General features: G+C 66.4%; 16 protein-coding genes and 2 rRNA genes. 10 read left to right on the plus strand and 8 right to left on the minus strand.

The window, feature by feature from the left end; translation table 11 throughout:
• Together ACRDTL_RS07390 and rrf are read left to right on the plus strand one after the other, a co-directional pair.
• A 23S ribosomal RNA gene (locus ACRDTL_RS07390) occupies positions 1-1,427 on the plus strand; the annotation flags it as partial.
• Between the two features lie 64 nt (positions 1,428-1,491).
• Positions 1,492-1,604, plus strand: a 5S ribosomal RNA gene (gene rrf / locus ACRDTL_RS07395).
• A gap of 64 nt (positions 1,605-1,668) precedes the next feature.
• Here the strand turns inward: rrf and ACRDTL_RS07400 are convergent.
• From ACRDTL_RS07400 to ACRDTL_RS07410, 3 genes are all read right to left on the minus strand, one after another.
• A complete protein-coding gene (locus ACRDTL_RS07400) occupies positions 1,669-2,166 on the minus strand; it encodes a methylated-DNA--[protein]-cysteine S-methyltransferase (RefSeq protein ID WP_431506061.1) in 498 nt (165 codons plus the stop codon).
• Positions 2,166-3,653, minus strand: coding sequence for an AlkA N-terminal domain-containing protein (locus ACRDTL_RS07405; protein WP_431506062.1), 1,488 nt, complete (start codon positions 3,651-3,653; stop codon positions 2,166-2,168). The genes ACRDTL_RS07400 and ACRDTL_RS07405 overlap by 1 nt, the downstream gene beginning before the upstream one ends.
• A gap of 72 nt (positions 3,654-3,725) precedes the next feature.
• Positions 3,726-5,330, minus strand: a complete 1,605-nt coding sequence (locus tag ACRDTL_RS07410; RefSeq protein ID WP_431506063.1) for an adenylate/guanylate cyclase domain-containing protein — start codon at positions 5,328-5,330, stop codon at positions 3,726-3,728.
• Between the two features lie 49 nt (positions 5,331-5,379).
• Here ACRDTL_RS07410 and nucS point away from each other — a divergent pair, with 49 nt between their 5' ends.
• Together nucS and ACRDTL_RS07420 are read left to right on the plus strand one after the other, a co-directional pair.
• Entirely contained in the window at positions 5,380-6,051 is a 672-nt protein-coding gene (nucS, locus tag ACRDTL_RS07415) for an endonuclease NucS (protein ID WP_431506064.1), read from the plus strand.
• 22 nt (positions 6,052-6,073) lie between these two features.
• Entirely contained in the window at positions 6,074-6,367 is a 294-nt protein-coding gene (locus ACRDTL_RS07420) for a hypothetical protein (RefSeq protein WP_431506065.1), read from the plus strand.
• A 28-nt stretch (positions 6,368-6,395) separates the two neighbouring features.
• Here ACRDTL_RS07420 and mce read toward each other — a convergent pair whose 3' ends face one another.
• Positions 6,396-6,878 (minus strand): methylmalonyl-CoA epimerase, encoded by a 483-nt coding sequence (mce, locus tag ACRDTL_RS07425; protein WP_431506066.1) that lies wholly within the window; start codon positions 6,876-6,878, stop codon positions 6,396-6,398.
• 80 nt (positions 6,879-6,958) lie between these two features.
• Here mce and ACRDTL_RS07430 point away from each other — a divergent pair, with 80 nt between their 5' ends.
• Positions 6,959-8,140, plus strand: coding sequence for an acetyl-CoA C-acetyltransferase (locus ACRDTL_RS07430; protein WP_431506067.1), 1,182 nt, complete (start codon positions 6,959-6,961; stop codon positions 8,138-8,140).
• 155 nt (positions 8,141-8,295) lie between these two features.
• Complete coding sequence (locus ACRDTL_RS07435) at positions 8,296-9,210, plus strand: tetratricopeptide repeat protein (protein ID WP_431506068.1); 915 nt, start codon at positions 8,296-8,298, stop codon at positions 9,208-9,210.
• 15 nt (positions 9,211-9,225) lie between these two features.
• On the opposite strand, the gene glgB is transcribed toward ACRDTL_RS07435, so the two are convergent.
• Together glgB and ACRDTL_RS07445 are read right to left on the minus strand one after the other, a co-directional pair.
• Complete coding sequence (glgB, locus tag ACRDTL_RS07440) at positions 9,226-11,421, minus strand: 1,4-alpha-glucan branching protein GlgB (RefSeq protein ID WP_431506069.1); 2,196 nt, start codon at positions 11,419-11,421, stop codon at positions 9,226-9,228.
• Between the two features lie 7 nt (positions 11,422-11,428).
• A complete protein-coding gene (locus ACRDTL_RS07445) occupies positions 11,429-13,513 on the minus strand; it encodes an alpha-1,4-glucan--maltose-1-phosphate maltosyltransferase (protein ID WP_431506070.1) in 2,085 nt (694 codons plus the stop codon).
• Between the two features lie 100 nt (positions 13,514-13,613).
• Between ACRDTL_RS07445 and glgP the strand changes: the two genes are divergently transcribed.
• Complete coding sequence (gene glgP, locus ACRDTL_RS07450) at positions 13,614-16,217, plus strand: alpha-glucan family phosphorylase (protein WP_431506071.1); 2,604 nt, start codon at positions 13,614-13,616, stop codon at positions 16,215-16,217.
• Here the strand turns inward: glgP and ACRDTL_RS07455 are convergent.
• Positions 16,214-18,193, minus strand: coding sequence for an ATP-dependent DNA helicase (locus tag ACRDTL_RS07455; protein ID WP_431506087.1), 1,980 nt, complete (start codon positions 18,191-18,193; stop codon positions 16,214-16,216). The genes glgP and ACRDTL_RS07455 overlap by 4 nt on opposite strands.
• Before the next feature lie 30 nt (positions 18,194-18,223).
• Positions 18,224-19,540: a nicotinate phosphoribosyltransferase gene (locus tag ACRDTL_RS07460; protein ID WP_431506072.1), complete on the minus strand. Its 1,317-nt coding sequence runs from the start codon at positions 19,538-19,540 to the stop codon at positions 18,224-18,226.
• 66 nt (positions 19,541-19,606) lie between these two features.
• Here ACRDTL_RS07460 and clpS point away from each other — a divergent pair, with 66 nt between their 5' ends.
• Genes clpS through ACRDTL_RS07475 form a run of 3 tightly spaced genes read left to right on the plus strand, consistent with a single transcriptional unit; the run spans position 19,607 to position 21,507 of the window.
• Positions 19,607-19,909, plus strand: coding sequence for an ATP-dependent Clp protease adapter ClpS (gene clpS / locus ACRDTL_RS07465; protein WP_431506073.1), 303 nt, complete (start codon positions 19,607-19,609; stop codon positions 19,907-19,909).
• Positions 19,910-19,918: 9 nt separating this feature from the next.
• Positions 19,919-20,488: a DUF2017 domain-containing protein gene (locus tag ACRDTL_RS07470; RefSeq protein ID WP_431506074.1), complete on the plus strand. Its 570-nt coding sequence runs from the start codon at positions 19,919-19,921 to the stop codon at positions 20,486-20,488.
• On the plus strand, positions 20,485-21,507 hold the full coding sequence (locus tag ACRDTL_RS07475) for a P1 family peptidase (RefSeq protein ID WP_431506075.1): 1,023 nt from the start codon (positions 20,485-20,487) through the stop codon (positions 21,505-21,507). The genes ACRDTL_RS07470 and ACRDTL_RS07475 overlap by 4 nt, the downstream gene beginning before the upstream one ends.
• Positions 21,508-21,515: the final 8 nt, after the last annotated feature.

Below are 21,515 nucleotides of genomic sequence, written 5' to 3' on the forward strand. Positions count from 1 at the left end.
GACGTAGGGCGAGAGATAGGCAAATCCGTCTCTCACATAGCCTGAGATCCGATGCGTATCCCTTACGGGAGAAATCAGTGATCCTATGCTGCCAAGAAAAGCATCGACGCGAGGTTCCAGCCGCCCGTACCCCAAACCGACTCAGGTGGTCAGGTAGAGAATACTAAGGAGATCGAGAGAATCGTGGTTAAGGAACTCGGCAAAATGCCCCCGTAACTTCGGGAGAAGGGGGGCCTGAGGCGTGAACGGACTTGCTCCGGGAGCGTTTGAAGGCCGCAGAGACCAGTGGGAAGCGACTGTTTACTAAAAACACAGGTCCGTGCCAAGTCGCAAGACGATGTATACGGACTGACGCCTGCCCGGTGCTGGAAGGTTAAGAGGACCTGTCAACCCTTCGGGGTGAAGCGGAGAATTTAAGCCCCAGTAAACGGCGGTGGTAACTATAACCATCCTAAGGTAGCGAAATTCCTTGTCGGGTAAGTTCCGACCTGCACGAATGGCGTAACGACTTCTCAACTGTCTCAACCATAGGCTCGGCGAAATTGCACTACGAGTAAAGATGCTCGTTACGCGCGGCAGGACGAAAAGACCCCGGGACCTTTACTACAACTTGGTATTGATGTTCGATACGGTTTGTGTAGGATAGGTGGGAGACTATGAAGCATCAACGCCAGTTGGTGTGGAGTCATTGTTGAAATACCACTCTGATCGTATTGGACCTCTAACCTCGAACCCTGAACCGGGTTCAGGGACAGTGCCTGGCGGGTAGTTTAACTGGGGCGGTTGCCTCCTAAAATGTAACGGAGGCGCCCAAAGGTTCCCTCAACCTGGACGGCAATCAGGTGGCGAGTGTAAGTGCACAAGGGAGCTTGACTGTAAGACTGACACGTCAAGCAGGGACGAAAGTCGGGACTAGTGATCCGGCACCCCCGAGTGGAAGGGGTGTCGCTCAACGGATAAAAGGTACCCCGGGGATAACAGGCTGATCTTCCCCAAGAGTCCATATCGACGGGATGGTTTGGCACCTCGATGTCGGCTCGTCGCATCCTGGGGCTGGAGCAGGTCCCAAGGGTTGGGCTGTTCGCCCATTAAAGCGGCACGCGAGCTGGGTTTAGAACGTCGTGAGACAGTTCGGTCTCTATCCGCCGCGCGCGTCAGAAGCCTGAGGAAACCTGTCCCTAGTACGAGAGGACCGGGACGGACGAACCTCTGGTCCACCAGTTGTCCCACCAGGGGCACCGCTGGATAGCCACGTTCGGACAGGATAACCGCTGAAAGCATCTAAGCGGGAAACCTTCTCCAAGACCAGGCTTCTCACCCATTAAGTGGGATAAGGCCCCCCGCAGACCACGGGATCGATAGACCAGACCTACACACCCCGCAAGGGGCGCAGGGAACTGGCACTAACCGGCCGAAAACTTACACACACCGCAACCACACCACATCCACAAATCCACACCCCCCCACCAAACCACCACAACAAAACAAAGTTACGGCGGCCACAGCGACAGGGAAACGCCCGGACCCATCCCGAACCCGGAAGCTAAGCCTGCCAGCGCCGATGATACTGCCCACCCGGGTGGAAAAGTAGGACACCGCCGAACACAATTTAAGTCCCGTGCCCCCCAATTCGATTGGGGGGCACGGGCATTTCACTTTTGACGATGCTCAATCGAAGAGAGCCAAAGTTGCAGCTTTCCGCTTTTGCTCCAATTCGAGCAGCGATCGTTTGCGATCGAGGCCGCCGCCGTAGCCGGTAAGGCTGCCGTTCGCCCCGATCACCCGGTGGCAGGGCACGATAATGGCAATTGGATTGCGCCCATTGGCCAAACCGACCGCGCGAGCCGCCCCGGGCGCACCGATCTGTTCGGCGATCTCGCCATAGGATCGGGTCTCGCCGTATGGAATCGTCCTCAGCGCGTGCCAGACCCGCCGCTGGAACTCGGTGCCGGTCATGCTCAGCTCGACATCGAAGTCGGTGCGTTCCTCGGTGAAATACGCGCCCAGCTGGTCGACGGCCTCCGGGAAGGCCCGGTCATCGGACACCCAATCGGCACGGTTCGGCTCGTGGGTCTGGTCTGCCATCCGCAGGTTGGTCAGCACATTGCCACGCCCGGCCAGCGTCAGCGGGCCGATCGGGCTGTCGATGGTGCAGTAGCGAATCATCAAGCGATCTCCTTCGGTGGCCAGTGGTTCACTGGATGCTCCAATGTCGTCCACAGATGTTGCGTGGCATAGGACCGCCACGGTCGCCAACGGTTGCTTCGTGCGATGAGCGCTCGCTGACCTGTTGGCAAGCGCAGCTGTTCGGCAGCCAGCCGCAGTCCCAGATCGGTGACCGGAAACGCGTCTGGGTCGCCGAGCCCACGCATGGCGATCACCTCCGCGGTCCAGGATCCCACTCCGGGAAGTGTCAGCAACTGCCGGCGGGCAGCGTCCCAGTCGCAGCCCGCGTCCAGTACCACGCTGCCGTCGGCGAGCCCGGCGACCAGGGCCGTCAGCGTCCGTCGACGCGCCTTCGGGACGGCCAGATGGGCCGGATCGACGTCGAGGAGCCGCTCGACCGTCGGGAAGGTGTGCGTCAGCGCGCCCCCGCTGTCGTGGACGGATTGCCCGTAGTTGGCGACCAGCCGACAAGCGTGGGTTCGTGCGGCTTTCGTCGATACCTGCTGGCCCAGTACGGCGCGCACGGCCAGCTCAGCCTCGTCCACGGTGCGGGGAATGCGTTGTCCGGGTGCTTTGGCCACCACGGCGCCCAGGTCGGGGTCAGAACCCAGGACATCGATTACCGCTTCGGGATCGGCGTCCAGATCCAGCAGCCGCCGGCACCGGGCGATCGCGGTCGTCAGGTCGCGGAAGTCGTCGAGGGCAAGCAGGCAGCGGACATGGTCGGGCGCCGGAGTCAAGCTGACGATGCCGTTGCCGCACGGCAGCCGCAGTGTTCGGCGATACGCGCCGTCGCGCACTTCCTCACATCCGGGTACCGCACCGGCGGCCAGGTGTCCGAAGACGCCTTCGTAGGCGAATGGTGTGCGTACCGGTAACCGCAATGACACCGTCCCGGGTGCGGTGCGGTCGCAGCCAAACCGGCCGGTTGCGCGTGCCCGCAACGCCGTCGGGGTGGCGTCGCACACCGCGCGCAGCGTCTCGTTGAACTGACGGATGCTGGAGAACCCGGCGGCGAACGCGACATCGCTGAACGGCAGGTCCGTCGTCTCGATCAGCACCCGGGCGGTCTGGGTGCGTTGCGCGCGGGCCAGGGCAAGCGGGCCGGCGCCCAGTTCGGCCTGCAACAGCCGTTCCAGCTGGCGGGCGGTGTAGCCAAGGCGCGCCGCGAGGCCGCTGACGCCCTCGCGGTCCACGATGCCGTCGGCGATCAACCGCATTGCCCGCGCGACCGTGTCGCCGCGCACGTTCCATTCCGGCGAGCCCGGTGACGCGTCCGGGCGACAGCGTTTGCATGCCCGGAAACCCGCTCGCTGGGCGGCCGCAGCGGTGGGATAGAAGCGCACATTGCGGGCGAACGGCGGCCGGGCCGGACAGCTGGGACGGCAATATATCCGGGTAGTCAGCACCGCGGTGACGAACCAGCCATCGAACCGGGGGTCCTTGGACTGCACGACCCGGTAGCAGCGGTCGAAGTCGTCATGCACAATTCGACAATTACACCCCACCACTGACATTACTAGCGGAAATGCGACATCGCGGTGGGACCGTGACCCCGACTATGCGAGAGTCGCCAGCCGCGTTGGGCGGTCGTGACCGCGCAGCGTGACCGTCTCACCCAACGACCAAAGTGCACGCTCGTCTTGGCTCGCACCATCGACCGCTTCCGAGGACGCCAATAGTCGATCGGGCTCGGTTTTGGCCAGTTCGCTCAGTCGGGCCGCCTCGTTGACCGGCGCACCGATGACCGTGTACTCGAACCGTTCTTTGGCGCCGACATTTCCCGCGACAACCTGCCCGGCCGCCACCCCGATGCCGGCCCGGCACTCCGGCACCTCGATCCCCAGTCGCTCTGCGATGGCGCGAGCGGTGGCCAGCGCCTCGTCCTCGGGATGTTCGAGGTGATTCGGAGCACCGAAGATGGCCAGCGTCGCGTCGCCCTCGAACTTGTTGACCAGTCCACGATGACGGTCCACCTCATCGACGATCACCGCGAAGAACCGGTTGAGCAATTGCACGATCTCCGCGGCCGGTCGCTTCGTCACCAACTGTGTCGACGCGACGATATCGACGAAAACCACTGCGACATACCGCTCTTCGCCGCCGAGCTGGAGTTGTTCCCGTTCCGCGGCCGCCGCGACCTCACGACCGACATGGCGGCCGAACAGATCGCGTACGCGTTCGCGCTCCCGTAAGCCGTTGACCATGGCGTTGAAACCACTTTGCAACTCGCCGAGTTCCGTCCCGTCGAACACCACCAGGTCGCCCCGTAGATCGCCCTGCTCGACACGTCTGAGCGCGGCCCGCACCACTCGCACCGGGGTCGCGATGAGCCAGGACAGCAACCACATCAAAAGAAACCCGAAGACCAGTGTGGCAGTTGCGATGATCAGCACCGCAACTCCGAATTGGGTCATCGTCAGGTTGCGTAGCACTAACGCGAAGAACGCTGTCAGGGCGATGCCGAGGACGGGCACACCGGAACCCAACAGCCACACGGTCATGGTTCGACCCATGATGCCCGGAGCGAGACGTCGCGGCGGTGGTCCCGCTTCGAGTGCTTGGGCGGCGACCGGCCGCAGTGTGAACTCGAAGATCAAGTAGCAGGTGGTGGCGACCAGGACACCGCAAATGCTCACCGAGAAGAGTGATTTCGGGATGAACATACTGTTGGTGAGGCCATAGAGAGTTGTCAGCAATGCGGTCCCAAACCCCCACAGGGCAAGCAGGACGAGCGCCACCCGCAATGGGGCCAAGAAGGTGTTCCGCTCGTCGATGGGGGTGGGTTTTCGTTCCTCGATTGCCCATCGCAGTACCGCGACGGTCCGCCGGGTGATCCAATAGATACCGACCGCCAGTGCGATCGCCACATAGGCCGGTATGACCCCGAAGGTGAGCCACACCGGCGCATCGCTGAAGACGCTGGGGACCGGAAGAGCAACCGTCACCAACAGCAGCGCCACGCCGATCCCGACCAGGTTCACGACGATGATGAAGACGGTCAGGATCACCTGAATCCGCACCCGACGGCGGGCCTGGCTCTCGGATACCTTGCCCAGCAGCCAGGAGCCGTATGCCGGGGTGTCGGGCAACCGGCTGCTTTGCCGGGTTACTCGCTCTAATAGCCGGCCTAAGCGTTGCGCCACCGTTATCTGGGCCATCATGCTGGCGTCAGCCTAAATCGTGGATGGCGCTGCCCCTAATGTGGCTTGTGTGCGTCTCGTGATCGCCCAGTGCACGGTCGACTACCTCGGCCGGCTCACCGCACATCTGCCGTCCGCGCGCAGGCTGCTGCTGTTCAAGGCGGACGGCTCGGTGAGCGTGCACGCCGACGACCGCGCCTACAAGCCGTTGAACTGGATGAGTCCGCCATGCTGGCTCTCCGAAGAACTCGACGGCGCGACCCCGGTATGGGTGGTACAGAACAAATCCGGCGAGCAACTGCGCATCACCATCGAGGACATCGAGCACGACTCCAGCCATCAGCTGGGTGTGGACCCGGGACTGGTCAAAGACGGTGTCGAAGCCCACCTGCAGGCGCTGCTGGCTGAGCACGTCGAGTTGCTCGGTGCCGGTTATACGTTGGTGCGGCGCGAGTACATGACCGCCATCGGGCCGGTCGACCTGCTGTGCCGCGATCAACAGGGACACTCGGTTGCCGTCGAGATCAAACGCCGCGGCGAGATCGACGGCGTCGAGCAGCTCACCCGGTATCTCGAGTTGCTCAACCGCGACAGCCTGCTCGCACCGGTCAGCGGGGTATTCGCCGCCCAGCAGATCAAGCCGCAGGCGCGCACTCTGGCGGTCGACCGCGGGATTCGCTGCCTGACACTGGATTACGATAAAATGCGGGGGATGGACAGCGACGAGTACCGACTGTTCTGAGGTCTGTCTTTAGACTGGCACCATGCCTCGGCGCCGTGCATCGTCACGTCGGCAGCAGCCGGCACCGCTGCCGGTTCCGCGCAGGCTGGAAACCGGGCCCGACGGTCACGAATACGAAGTGCGGCCAGTTGCCGCCGCCCGAGCCGTCAAGACGTACCGGTGCCCCGGGTGCGATCACGAAATCCGTTCTGGCACTGCACATGTAGTGGTATGGCCCGCGGAATTGGGTGAGACCGCGGTTGAGGACCGGCGGCATTGGCACACGCCGTGCTGGACAAACCGCGCTACCCGCGGCCCGACCCGCAAGTGGTCTTAGCCGGGCAGTGGTTTTAGCCCGGCGACGATTAGTCGGTGGAGTCGGAATCGGCGGCCGACTCGACCAATTCGATCAACACCCCGCCGGCGTCTTTGGGGTGGATGAAATTGATCCGCGAATTAGCTGTGCCGCGACGCGGCGCGTCATAGAGCAACCGGACTCCTCGTTCGTGCAGCCGCTCGGTGAGGGTTTCCAGATCGCTGACCCGGTAGGCCAACTGCTGGATGCCGGGCCCGCGTTTGTCAAGGAACTTCGCGATCGCCGAAGACTCATCGATCGGCGCCATCAGCTGGACCTGCGCGCTGCCGATCGAGGCGCCGCGCACCGCCAGCATGGCCTCGCGAATGCCCTGGTCGTCGTTGACTTCCTCGTGTACCACGATCATGCCGAGGTGATCGTGGTACCAGGTGATCGCGGCGTCCAGGTCCGCCACCGCGATGCCGACGTGGTCAACCGCGGTCACCAACGCGCTGGCCAGGGTGGGACGGACGTCGACGTGTTCGGTTGTCATAACAGCACGGTAACCTTACGGGAACGATTGCGCTTCCCGGTCTGCTCGATTGGCCGTTTCCGCCCGTTTCGGAGGTATTCATGACGACGTCGGTGATAGTTGCTGGTGCACGGACACCCATCGGCAAATTGATGGGTTCGCTGAAGGACTTCCCGGCCAGCGATCTGGGTGCCATCGCGATCGCCGGCGCCCTGGAAAAGGCCAAGGTAGCGGCATCGGCCGTCGAGTACGTGATCATGGGTCAGGTGCTGACCGCCGGGGCCGGTCAGATGCCCGCCCGCCAGGCCGCGGTGGCGGCCGGCATCAGCTGGGATGTGCCGGCGCTGACGATCAACAAGATGTGCCTGTCCGGTATGGACGCAATTGCCCTTGCTGACCAGTTGATCCGGGCCGGCGAGTTCGATGTGGTGGTAGCGGGCGGCCAGGAGTCCATGACCAAGGCGCCGCACCTGCTGATGGATAGCCGGGCCGGCTATCGGTACGGCGATGTGACGGTGTTGGACCACATGGCCTACGACGGGCTGCACGATGTGTTCACCGATCAGCCGATGGGCGCACTGACCGAGCAGCGCAACGAGATCGACAAGTTCACCCGCCAGCAACAGGATGAGTACGCCGCTCGGTCGCACCAGAGGGCGGCCGCGGCGTGGAAGGACGGCGTTTTCGCCGACGAGGTCGTGCCGGTGAGCATTCCGCAGCGCAAGGGCGATCCACTGCAATTCAACGAGGATGAGGGCATTCGTGCCAACACCACCGCGGAATCACTGGGCGGACTCAAACCGGCGTTCCGCCCGGACGGCACCATCACGGCGGGATCGTCGTCGCAAATCTCCGACGCCGCGGCCGCGGTCGTGGTGATGAACAAGGACAAGGCCGCCGAGCTGGGATTGTCCTGGCTGGTCGAGATCGGTGCGCACGGCGTGGTGGCCGGCCCGGATTCCACACTGCAATCACAGCCCGCCAACGCGATCAAGAAAGCGCTTAGCCGCGAGGGTATCTCGGTCGACCAACTCGACGTGGTGGAGATCAACGAGGCCTTCGCCGCGGTGGCGTTGGCATCGACCCAGGAACTCGGTGTCGACCCGGAACTCGTCAACGTCAACGGCGGCGCGATCGCCGTCGGGCATCCGATCGGCATGTCGGGCGCCCGCATCACGCTGCATGTGGCTTTGGAGTTGGCGCGCCGTGGCTCCGGCTACGGAGTCGCGGCGCTGTGTGGCGGCGGTGGTCAGGGCGACGCGCTGGTTCTGCGGGCCGGCTGACGCGGCTGCCACCGCACGTGCGTTCGATCGGCGTTACAAAAACGGTTGCTGGCGTTGTGTGCACACGCTGGGTTGTCGCCGACTGTGATTTCGGTCACCTCGGTCGTCCCATCCGGGTGGCGGGGCCCCGGTAGCGACGTGCCAGACTTGACGACGTGACCCGTCCCCGACCCCCGATCGGGCCAGCCATGGCCGGAGCAGTCGATCTGTCCGCCCTCAAGCAGCGAGCCCAGCAGAGCACTTCAGCCGGTGGCGACGCGGCCGGGGCCGGGTCGGTACAGCCGGCCGGTGTCGAGATCACCGAGGCGAATTTCGAAGACGAGGTGCTGATCCGGTCCAACCAGGTGCCGGTCGTGGTGCTGTTGTGGTCGCCGCGCAGCGACGTGTGTTTGCAGTTGGCCGACATGTTGTCCGGTTTGGCCGCCGCGGATGGCGGCAACTGGTCGCTGGCGACCGTCAACGTCGACGCCGCGCCCCGGGTGGCTCAGATTTTCGGTGTCGAAGTGGTCCCGACCGTGGTGGCGTTGGCCGCAGGGCAGCCGCTGTCGAGCTTTCAGGGCATGCAGCCGGAAGACCAGTTACGCGGTTGGCTGGACTCGCTGTTGTCCGCGACAGCCGGCAAACTGGGCGGCGCAACGGATTCCGGGGAACCGCAAGAGGTTGATCCGGCGCTGGCACGGGCGCGCCAGCAGCTCGAGGATGGCGACTTCGCTGCTGCGCTCGAGTCGTACCAGGCACTGCTGGACGCCGAGCCGAGTCACGCCGAAGCCAAAGGGGCGATACGTCAGATCGCATTCTTGATCCGGGCGAGCGCACAGCGACCGGACGCGGTCGCGGTTGCCGACGCCGCGCCCGACGACATCGAAGCCGCGTTCGCCGCTGCCGACGTGCACCTGCTCAACCAGGATGTGAGCGCCGCGTTTGACCGGATGATCGCGCTGGTGCGGCGTACCTCCGGCGACGAACGCACTTCGGTCCGGACCCGGCTCATCGAGTTGTTCGAGCTTTTCGATCCGGCCGACCCCGAGGTGATTGCCGGCCGGCGCAACCTCGCCAACGCGCTGTACTAGTTGCGTCTGCTCGCGCTAAGAAGGCTCCAGCCAGAGCGCCGACATTGGCGGTAGCACCAACACCGCGGAGGCGGGGCGACCGTGCCAGGGATCGTCGGTGGCGTCCACACCGCCCAGATTCCCGATCCCACTGCCGTTGTAGTCGGCGGCGTCGGTGTTGAGCACCTCGCGCCAGCGACCGGCAGCGGGCAGACCGAGCCGGTAGTCAGCATGTTCGACACCGGCGAAATTGAAGACGCACGCCATCACCGAGCCGTCGCTGCCGTACCGCAGGAAGCTCAGCACGTTGTTGGCCGAGTCGTTGGCGTCGATCCAGGAATAGCCCTCCGGGCGGGTGTCTTGACTCCACAGCGCCGGGTGGCTGCGGTAGATCCCGTTGATGGCGCGCACCATGTGCAGGATGCCGGTGGAGAAGCTGTTCTCGTCGAGCTGGTACCAGTCCAGCCCACGCTCCTCGGACCATTCGGCACGCTGCCCGAATTCTTGTCCCATGAACAGCAGTTGCTTGCCCGGATGCGCCCACTGGTAGGCCAGCAGACTGCGCAATCCGGCAGCCTTCACATGATCGTTGCCCGGCATCCGCCCCCACAGGGTGCCCTTGCCGTGCACCACTTCGTCGTGGCTGAGTGGCAGCACGAAGTTCTCGCTGAACGCGTAGAGCATCGAGAAGGTGATCTCGTGGTGGTGATAATTGCGATGCACCGGATCATGGCTGATGTAGTCGAGCGTGTCGTGCATCCAGCCCATGTTCCACTTCATCGAAAAGCCCAGGCCACCAAGGCTGGTCGGCCGCGATACGCCCGGCCACGATGTGGATTCCTCGGCGATGGTGACAATGCCCGGTGCGGCCTTGTGGGCAGTGGCGTTCATCTCCTGCAGAAACTGCACCGCCTCCAGGTTCTCCCGACCGCCGTAGATGTTGGGTGTCCAGCCGTCTGTCGGGCGCGAATAGTCGAGGTAGAGCATCGACGCCACCGCGTCCACTCGCAGACCGTCGATGTGGAACTCCTGTAGCCAGAACAGCGCATTGGCGACCAGGAAGTTGCGGACCTCGGGACGGCCGAAGTCGAATACGTAAGTACCCCAGTCGAGTTGCTCGCCCCGCTTGGGATCGGAATGCTCGTAGAGTGGTGTGCCGTCGAACCGGCCCAGCGCCCACGCGTCCTTGGGGAAGTGCGCGGGAACCCAGTCCACGATGACGCCGATACCGGCCTGGTGCAGCGTGTCGACCAGTGCCCGGAAGTCGTCTGGCGTGCCGAATCGGGATGTCGGCGCGTAGTAGGACGTGACCTGATATCCCCATGATCCGGCGAACGGGTGCTCGGCGACGGGCAGCAACTCGATGTGAGTAAACCCCTGCGCCACAATGTAGTCGGTTAGCTCGCGGGCGAGCTCACGGTAACTGAGCCCCGGGCGCCACGAACCCAGGTGCACTTCAAAGATGCTCATCGGCTCGAACACCGGGTTGCGCCGGGCGCGTTCGGTCATCCACTCGACGTCCCCCCAGGTGTAGCTGCTCGAGGTCACCCGCGACGCGGTGTGCGGCGGCACCTCGGTGGCGAAGGCGAACGGGTCGGCCCGGTCGATGACGGCGCCGTCGGCACCGTGCACCCGGAATTTGTACAAGCCGTCGGGTGGGAAACCGGGCCAGAACAGCTCCCACACTCCCGACGAGCCGAGCACCCGCAGCGGCGCGTCGTTGCCGTTCCAGCCGTTGAAGTCGCCGATCAAGCTGACGCCCTTGGCATTGGGCGCCCAGACCGCGAACGACACGCCCTCGACCACCCCGTCGGCGGTGGTGAACGAGCGCGGGTGGGCACCCAGCACGTCCCATAGCCGTTCGTGGCGGCCCTCGGCGAACAAGTGCAGATCGATCTCGCCCAGCGTGGGCAGGAATCGGTAGCCGTCGGCGGCGACGTGCACGTCGGCACCGTGGTAGCTCACCTCGAGGCGGTAGTCGATCAGGTCGACGAACGGCAGCGCGACCGCAAACAGGCCGGAATCGATGTGCTGCAGCCGGTATCGGTTGTCACCGACGAGCGCGACCACCTCGGCCGCGTGCGGGCGAAACGCCCGGATGACGGTGTGATCGCCGTATTCGTGGGCGCCCAGGATGCTGTGCGGGTTGTGGTGAACCCCGGCCACCAGACGATCCAGGTCGTTGGGTTCGGGCGTCAGGTGCGTCCTGGCGAGTTGGTCGGTCGGTGTCATCGCAGCGTCACCTCCGGCGCAGTAGCGTGGTTCGGGCTTCGGACGGTATCGGCGGCATGTTGATGATGTGGGCGACCGCCCGTACGGGATCGATGCGCACATAATTGGATTGGCCCCATTGGTATTCCTCGCCGGTTATCTCGTCGCGCACCCAGAACCGCTCGTAGGACTCCATACCCAGTGCGGCCATGTCCAACCACAACGTCGCATCCTCGGGAGCGAACGCGTTGAGCGTCACCACCACCAGCACACAGTCGCCGGTGATTGGGTCGGACTTGCTGTAGGCCAGCAGGGCGTCGTTGTCCAGCTGGTGAAATCGGATGGTGCGCAATTCGCGCAATGCGGGATGCCAGCGGCGGATGTTGTTGAGCTGGGTGATGAATGGCTCCAGTGATCGGCCTTCGGCCAGCGCGGACGCGAAGTCGCGCGGCCGTAACTCGTATTTCTCCGAGTCGAGGTATTCCTCGCTGCCTTCGCGCACGGCGCGGTGCTCGAAGAGCTCGTACCCGGAGTACATGCCCCAGGCCGGGCTCATGGTCGCCGCCAGCACCGCGCGGATCGCGAACATGCCGGGCCCGTTGTGCTGCAGGATCGCGTGCAGGATGTCCGGGGTGTTGACGAACAGGTTGGGGCGGCGGTAGTCGGCGAGCTTTGCGATGTCCGCGCCGAATTCGGTGAGCTCCCACTTGGCCGTGCGCCAGGTGAAGTAAGTGTAAGACTGGGTGAAGCCGAGCTTGGCCAGCCCGTACTGGCGGGCCGGCGGGGTGAATGCCTCGGACAGAAACAGCACATCGGGGTCGACCGCTTTCACCTGACCGATCAGCCACGCCCAGAAGTCCGGCGGCTTGGTGTGCGGGTTGTCGACCCGGAAGATCTTGACGCCGTGGTCCATCCAGTGCCGCACCACACGCAGCACCTCGTCGTAGAGTCCGGCCGGATCGTTCTCGAAGTTGAGCGGATAGATGTCCTGGTATTTCTTCGGTGGGTTCTCCGCGTACGCGATGGTGCCGTCGGGCAATTCGGTGAACCATTCCCGGTGTTCTCGCGCCCAGGGGTGATCCGGCGCGCATTGCAGCGCCAGATCCAGCGCCACCTCCATGCCCAACCGACGGGTCGCCGCGACGAAATCGTCGAAGTCGTCGATGGTGCCCAGCAGCGGATGCACCGCGTCGTGGCCGCCCTCGTCGCTGCCGATCGCCCACGGGGATCCGACGTCGCCGGGCACGGCGGTCGCGGTGTTGTTGCGGCCCTTGCGGTGCACCTTGCCGATGGGATGGATCGGCGCCAGGTACACCACGTCGAAGCCCATCTCCGCGATGCGGGGCAGCGCCGCTTCGGCGGTGGCGAACGTACCGTGCACCGGGTTGCCGTCACCATCCCAGCCGCCGGTCGAGCGCGGGAACATCTCGTACCAGGCACCGAAGCGGGCCTGCGGCCGATCCACCCAGATTCCGTACTGCTCACCGCGGGTGACCAGATCGCGCAGCGGATAGTGCTCCAGCAATTCGTCGATCTCGGGGGTCAGCGCCAGCGCCGCGCGGGTCACCGGATCGCCCGCGTTGCGCAGCGCCGCGGCTGCCGCCAGCACCGGTCTGCGGTGGTCGCGGGGCACCCCGGCGGCGGCGCGTTCGAACAGATGAGAGCCGATCAGCAGGTCGTTGGACAGCTCCGCCTCGCCCTGACCGGCATCCAGCTTGGCCACCACGGCATGCCGCCAGGTGTGGATGGGGTCACCCCAGCCGTCCACCCGAAACGTCCACAACCCGACTTTGTCCGGGGTGAACTGACCGTGGAACACGTAGGGCTCTTCGCCCATCGTCATTCCGACCTGCAGCGGCTTGACCCTGGGCGGCGTCTGGGCGGCCCGGTCTTCGATCAGCTGCACGGCCTTGATTCGGCGGGTTTCGCCCACTTGTGGATATCGGGGCCCGAGGTAGCGCACCACCAGGGTCGCCGCGACGGCGTCGTGGCCGTCTCGCCACACCGCCGCACTGACCGGAACGACCTCGCCGACCACCGCTTTGGCCGGGTGCGCGCCGCACGAGACGACGGGCGCGACGTTATCGATCTCGACACGACCGGTCACCGCCACCCCGTTTCGTCGCCTGTTCGCGCTCTTCGCGCCCAATACCCACCGTAGTGTCGGGCCACACGCACGGCCGCAAAGCGCGTCGTCAGTAAGCTAATGACGCGTGAAAGCCCTCCGCCGGTTCACCGTGCGTGCTCACCTTCCGGACCGCTTGGCCGCCCTGGAGCAGCTGTCGACCAACCTGCGCTGGTGCTGGGAGAATTCGACACGGGACCTGTTCGCGGCCATCGACCCGGCGTTATGGGAGCAATGCGGCCACGACCCGGTGGCGCTGCTGGGCGCGGTAAGCTCGGCACGACTCGACGAATTGGCCGGCGATCCCGGATTTGTCGGCCGACTCGACGGGTTGGCCGCCGATCTGACCGACTACCTCACCCGCCCGCTGTGGTACCAGCAGCAGCAAAGCGAGGGCGCCGCCATGCCCAGCGGCATCGCCTACTTCTCGATGGAGTTCGGGGTCGCCGAGGTGCTGCCGAACTACTCGGGCGGATTGGGAATCCTGGCCGGCGACCATCTGAAGTCGGCCTCCGATCTGGGATTACCACTGATCGCGGTGGGCCTGTACTACCGCTCCGGCTACTTCCGGCAGTCGCTGTCCGCCGACGGCTGGCAGCACGAAACGTACCCGTCGTTGGACCCGCAGGGCCTGCCATTGCGGCTGCTCGTCGCCGCCGACGGCGATCCGGCGCTGGTCGAGCTGGCATTGCCGGACTCCGGGTCGTTGCGGGCCCGGATCTGGGTGGCGCAGGTCGGCCGCGTTCCGTTGCTGTTGCTGGACTCGGGCATTCCGGAAAACGAACACGATCTGCGCGGTGTCACCGATCGCCTCTATGGCGGCGACCAGGACCACCGCATCAAACAAGAGATCTTGGCCGGGATCGGCGGGGTGCGGGCAATCCGCGCCTTCACCGCCGTCGAAGGGTTGCCGGCGCCCGAGGTGTTTCACATGAACGAGGGCCACGCCGGATTCCTTGGCGCAGAACGCATCCGCGAATTGGTCACCGATTCCGGGTTGGACTTCGACACCGCGCTGACCGTCGTGCGCTCCAGCACGGTGTTCACCACCCACACCCCGGTGCCCGCCGGGATCGACCGGTTTCCGGTGGAGATGGTGCAGCGGTACTTCGACGATGCGCCCGACGAGAAAGCCGGCGCAGTGCTGCTGCCGGGCGTGCCAACCGACCGAATCCTGGCGCTGGGCGCTGAAGAGGAGCCGGACACCTTCAACATGGCGCACATGGGTTTGCGACTGGCGCAACGCGCAAACGGCGTCTCGCTGCTGCACGGCCGGGTGAGCAGGGTGATGTTCAACGGGCTGTGGCGCGGGTTCGACCCCGACGAGGTGCCCATCGGATCGATCACCAACGGCGTCCACGCACCCAGCTGGGCCGCCCCGCATTGGTTGCAACTGGGTCGCGAACTGATCGGATCGGATTCGGCCAGCGAACCCGCGGTGTGGCAGCGGCTACAGCAGGTCGATGCCGGGCACCTGTGGTGGATCCGTTCGCAACTGCGGGAGTTGCTGGTCGACGACGTGCGGGCGCGGCTGCGCAAAGCGTGGCTGGAGCGCGGCGCGTCGGAGTCCGAACTGGGCTGGATCTCGTCGGCGTTCGATGCGCAAGTGCTCACCGTCGGGTTCGCCCGGCGGGTTCCGACCTACAAGCGGCTGACGCTGATGCTGCGCGACCCGGACCGGCTCGAACGGCTGCTGCTCGACGACGAAAAACCGATCCAGGTGATCGTCGCGGGCAAGTCGCATCCCGCCGACGACGCCGGCAAGGCACTCATCCAGCAGGTGGTGCGGTTCGCCGATCGGCCTGAAGTACGCCACCGCATCGCCTTCCTGCCCGACTACGACATGTCGATGGCACGCCGGCTGTACTGGGGTTGCGACGTGTGGTTGAACAACCCGCTGCGGCCGTTGGAGGCGTGCGGCACGTCGGGGATGAAAAACGCGCTCAACGGCGGCTTGAACCTGTCCATCCGCGACGGCTGGTGGGACGAGTGGTACGACGGCGAAAACGGCTGGGAGATATCGTCCGCCGCTCGAACGGCCGACGAGGCCCGTCGCGACGACCTGGAGGCCGGCGCACTATACGAGCTGCTCGAGCACGCGGTGGCGCCGAAGTTCTACGAGCGCGACGAGCACGGGGTGCCGAGGCGGTGGATCGAAATGGTGAGCCACACCCTGCAGACGCTCGGACCGAAAGTGCTGGCGTCCCGGATGGTGCGCGACTATGTCGAGCGGTACTACACACCGGCGGCGCAGTCGCTGCGCAGCATGGTCGCGGTCGACGGCGACGGCCGGGCTACCTTCGAGGCGGCCCGCGAGCTGGCCGGCTACCGTCGGCGCGCATTTGCGGCGTGGCCGAAGATCCACATCACCGACGTCGACAGCACCGGTCTGCCGGATACACCGGTGCTCGGGTCGAAGCTGACCCTGACGGCGGCCGTGCGGCTGGACGGGCTTCGTCCCGACGAGGTCGTCGTGCAGGCTTTGGTGGGGAGGGTCGACGCCGGCGACACGCTGCTCGATCCGGTCACCATCGAGATGTCGCACACCGGCACCGCATTCGGCGGCGGCGAAATCTTTTCGACGACGACGCCGTTGCCGGTCGCCGGGGCCGTGGGTTACACCGTGCGGGTGCTGCCCCATCACCCGATGCTCGCCGACGCGGCCGAGCTGGGATTGGTGACGCTGGCTTAGCTCGGCGACGATGCAGAGCGCAGCCGAGTGAGTGCGTTGCGGACTTCACCGCCGTCCGTCGTCGGCCAGAACGGCGGCAGCGAGGCGCGCAGATAGCCGCCGTAGCGGGCGGTGGCCATCCGGGAGTCGAGCACCGCGACCACACCGCGGTCCTCGACGCCGCGCAGCAGCCGCCCCGACCCCTGCGCCAGTAGCAGCGCGGCGTGGCTGGCGGCGACCGCCATGAATCCGTTGCCGCCGTGCGCGGCCACCGCGCGCTGGCGGGCGGAAAGCAGCGGGTCGTCGGGTCGCGGGAACGGGATGCGGTCGATGATCACCAGCGACAGCGACGGGCCGGGCACGTCGACGCCCTGCCACAGCGAGAGCGTGCCGAACAGCGACGTGGCGGCGTCGGCGGCGAACTGCCCGACCAGTGCGGCGGTGTTGTCGTCACCCTGGCAGAGCACCGGCGTGGACAGCCGCTCGGCCAGGGCCTCGGCGGCGGCGCGTGCCGCCCGCATCGACGAGAACAAGCCGAGCGTGCGCCCGCCCGCGGCGGTGATCAGGTCGGCGATCTCGGTCAGCTGCTCGGCCGAGCCGGTGCCGTCGCGTCCGGGCGGCGGCAGGTGAGCCGCCACATACAGAATCCCGGCCTTGGCGTGCCGGAACGGCGAGCCGACATCGAGACCGCGCCACCGCGGCTCATCATCGCTGTCGGCCAGACCCCACGCGGTGGCCATCGCGTCGAACGATCCGCCGACGGTCAGCGTGGCCGAGGTTAACACCGCCGTCACACCGGCGAACAACCGGTCGCGCAGCACGCCGGCCACCGACAGCGGCGCCACTTTGAGCACGGCGCGTGTCGCGCCGCGGTTGTCCTCGTGGTCCAGCCAGACCACATCGGTGCGGTCGGGGATCGCCGGGGCGAACGACGCCAGGATCCGCGAGGCGGTGTCACCGATCTCGGTGAGGCTGGCGACCGCCTCGGCGCGAGCGGCCGCCGCCTTCGGGTCGCCGGGCGACATGTCGATCGCCGACTGCGCCGCGCCGGCCGCGTCGCGTAGTGCGGTCAGGTGCGTGGCCAGCTCGTCGTCGAGATGATCGATGCGCCCGGGGCTCGCGTCGGTGATCGCCGCGGTGAACCTGCCCGACGCGGTCTCCCACCGCTGCAGCAATTCCGGTTCGACGAGCCGGGTGATGCGTCGGGAGGCGACCCCGAGCGCAGCCGACGTGAGCTCCCCGGTGGCCACCGCGGTCACCCGGTCGGCCAGCTCGTGCGCCTCGTCGACCACCAGCAGCCGGTGTTCGGGCAGCACGGCCGAGTCGGCGACCGCGTCGATGGCCAGCAGCGCGTGGTTGGTGACGACAACATCAGCCCGGCCGGCAGCTCCTCTTGCGCGTTCGGCGAAGCACTCGGCGCCGAACGGGCAGCGTGCCATGCCGAGGCATTCCCGCGCCGACACGCTGACCTGGGCCCACGACCGGTCTGCCACGCCCGGCTTGAGATCGTCACGGTCACCGGAATCCGTCGACGACGCCCACGCGGTGAGCCGTTGCACGTCGCGGCCCAACGCGGTGACAGTCGGCGCGTCGAAGAGCTCGTCCTGAAGTTCGTCCGCGGAGTCTGTCGCGGAGCCACCGTGGATTTTGTTCAGGCACAGGTAATTCCGTCGCCCCTTCAGCAACGCGAACCGGGGCCGGCGGGGCAGCGCATCGGCGAGTGAATCGGCCAATTGGGGCAGATCGCGGTCGACGAGTTGGCGCTGCAACGCGATTGTCGCGGTCGAAACCACCACCGGCGTGTCATCCGAGACCGCGTGCACGATCGCCGGCACCAGGTAGGCCAACGACTTCCCGGTGCCGGTGCCGGCCTGTACCGCGAGGTGCTCGCCGGTTTCGAAAGCCTGCGCGACCGCGGCGGCCATCTGCAGCTGGCCGCCGCGCTCACTACCTCCCAGCGCCGCCACCGCGGTGGCCAGCAGCTCGGGCACGGACAGATCGGGCGTGGCTACTCCTGCGGTTGTCGGTTATCGGGGGGTGGCCGGGATCTGCGTCGTGGGAATCGCCGGATCGCCGCGCGACAACATCAGACCCTCCCACGGCAGACTTCGCAAGCCCGACGCCACCAACCTCCGTGCCGCGTCCACCGCCACCCTGCCCGTGTCGGCCACCGGCTGCCCGTCGCGCACCAGCGGTGTGGTCAACATCCGGCACGGCTCGCCGGTCTCGGGCGGGCGGCCCGCCGGGTAGACGATCTCCTCGGTGATCGTGCCGGTCGGGCGGCTCGTCCGGGCCGCCTGTTTGTGGCCGCCGTTGGACTCCTTGCGCACGCTGCGCTTCTGCACCGGAATGCCGTCCACCTCGACCAGCTTGTAGACCATGTTCGCGGTCGGCGCGCCCGACCCGGTGACCAGCGCGGTGCCGACCCCGTAGCTGTCCACCGGCTCGGCCCGCAGCGCGGCGATCGCGAACTCGTCGAGATCACCGGAGACCACGATCCGGGTCCCCGTCGCCCCGAGCCGGTCGAGCTGCTCGCGGACCTGACGGGCCAGTACGCCCAGCTCACCGGAGTCGATGCGCACCGCGCCGAGCTCGACGCCGACGGCCGCGACCGCGTTGGCCACGCCGGTGGTCACGTCGTAGGTGTCGACCAGCAAGGTGGTGCCGACGCCCAGCGCGTCTGCCTGGGCGCGGAAAGCCGCCGGCTCGTCGGGCCCGTCGGCACCGTTGTGCAACAAGGTGAACGCGTGCGCAGCGGTGCCCTCGGCCGGCACCCCGTATCGGCGCTTGGCCTCCAGATTCGACGATGCGGCAAAGCCGGCGACGTAGGCGGCGCGGGCCGCAGCGACAGCGGCCCGCTCGTGGGTGCGCCGTGACCCCATCTCGATCAGCGGCCGCTCGGCCGCGGCACTGACCATCCGGGCGGCTGCCGACGCGATCGCGGTGTCATGATTGAAGATCGACAGCGCGAGCGTCTCCAGCACAATGCACTCGGCGAAGCTGCCCTGCACCGAAAGCACCGGTGATCCGGGGAAGTACAGCTCACCCTCGGCATATCCCTCGACGTCGCCGCGGAACCGGAAATCAGCGAGGTAGCGCAACGTGTCTGCGTCAAGGAATTCCGCCAGCGATGCCAGCGTGGTGTCGTCGAACCTCAACTGCGGCAACGCTTCCAGAAACCGGCCGGTGCCGGCTAGGACCCCGTACCGTCGCCCGTCGGGCAGCCGCCGGGCGAACAGCTCGAAGGTGGTCCGACGGTGCGCCGTGCCGTCGCGCAGCGCCGCCGATAGCATCGTCAACTCGTACTTGTCGGTCAGCAACGCCGCACAGACAGAGTCGTCCACATCGCAACGGTATCGGTTGACGTCGTCTTCGGATGGCTCCAGTCGCTGCTCGGTATCCTGGAGACCATGGTTGCGTCAGCACCGAGCAAGCCGGGAACCAGCGAACAGCGCCGCGCCGATCCGGTCGACGTCACGGCCAGTCCGTGGGTCACCCTTGTGTGGGACGACCCGGTCAACCTGATGAACTACGTGACGTATGTCTTCCAGAAATTGTTCGGCTACAGCGAGCCGCACGCCACCAAACTGATGCTGCAAGTGCACAACGAAGGCAAGGCGGTGGTGTCGTCGGGCAGCCGGGAATCCATGGAAGTCGACGTGTCAAGGCTGCATGCCGCCGGGTTGTGGGCGACCATGCAGCAGGACCGGTGACGTCGGGGGGTGCGCAAGTGGAAGCGGGTTGAGACCGCTGAGGGCTTGCGTTTTCGGTCCGCCCTGACGTCGCAGGAGGCGGCCTTACTCAAGACCCTCGTCGGATCGATGATCGGCCTGCTCGACGATCGGGAATCTTCGTCGCCGCCAGACGAACTCGAACAGATCACCGGCATCAAGACCGGCAACACCGACCCCCCGGACAACGCGACGCTGCGTCGCCTGCTGCCGGATTTCTCCAAACCGGAGGACGACAAACCCGATGCTGCGGAGATCCTCAACGCCGCCCTGCGCAGCCTGCACGAACCGGAAATCATCGAGGCCAAACGTGTTGCCGCTCAACAACTACTGGACACCGTTGGGGACGGCGGCCGCGTCGAACTGACCGAAGACGCCGCGAACGCCTGGATCGCAGCCGTCAACGACGTCCGGTTGGCGTTGGGCACCATGCTCGACGTCCGCCCCGACGGGCCGGATCGACTGCCCGATGACCATCCGATAGCCCCCCACCTCGACGTCTACCAGTGGCTGACCGTCGTGCAGGACTACCTGGTCCTGGCGCTGCTGGGGTCCAGATGAACTCGATCACCGACGTCGGGGGCATCCGCGTCGGGCACTATCACCGGTTGGACCCCGACGTGACACCGGGTGCGGGGTGGGCGACCGGCGTCACCGTCGTCGTCGCACCGCCCGGAACGGTCGGTGCCGTCGACTCCCGGGGCGGTGCGCCCGGCAGCCGGGAAACCGACCTGCTCGACCCGGCCAACAGCGTGCGTTACGTCGACGCGGTGCTGATCGCCGGCGGCAGCGCCTACGGTCTGGCCGCCGCCGACGGCGTGATGAGCTGGCTGGAAGAACACGACCGGGGCGTGGCGATGAAGGGCGGATTGGTGCCGATCGTGCCGGCCGCCGTCATTTTCGATCTGGAGGTCGGCGGCTGGGGCTGCCGGCCGACGGCAGAATTCGGGCACGCCGCCTGCCAAGCAGCCTCTGACGAGCCGGTCGCGGTCGGGACGGTTGGCGCCGGGGTGGGTGCCCGCGCGGGCGTGCTCAAGGGTGGCGTCGGGACCGCATCGATCACGCTGGCCTGCGGGGTGACCGTCGGCGCGCTTGTCGCGGTGAACTCCGCCGGCGACGTGGTCGACCGGGCCACCGGTCTGCCCTGGCTGGCGCACCTGGCCGACGAGTTCGGGTTGGTACCGCCGCCGGCCGACCAGGTCACCGCCTTGGCGGAGCTGGAAAGCCGATTGACCCCGCTCAACACCACCATCGGTGTGGTAGCGACCGACGCCGCGTTGAGCCCGGCCGGGTGCAAGCGCGTCGCCACCGCCGCCCACGACGGCCTGGCCCGCACCATCCGGCCCGCGCATACCCCGGTGGACGGCGATATGGTGTTCGCGCTGGCCACCGGCGCCGTCGAGGTTCCGCCGCCGGCTGAAACGCCGGCCGCGTTCGCGCCGGAGACCGCGTTGCTGACCGAGGTTGGCGCGGCGGCGGCCGACTGCCTGGCCCGCGCAGTGCTGGTCGGTGTGCTGGCCGCGGAGTCGGTGGCCGGAATACCGACCTACCGGGACCTGTTGCCCGGAGCATTCGAGTGAGGAAAAGG

This window comes from Mycobacterium sp. (genome assembly GCF_050700595.1).
In the GTDB taxonomy this organism is placed as follows: Bacteria; Actinomycetota; Actinomycetes; order Mycobacteriales; family Mycobacteriaceae; genus Mycobacterium.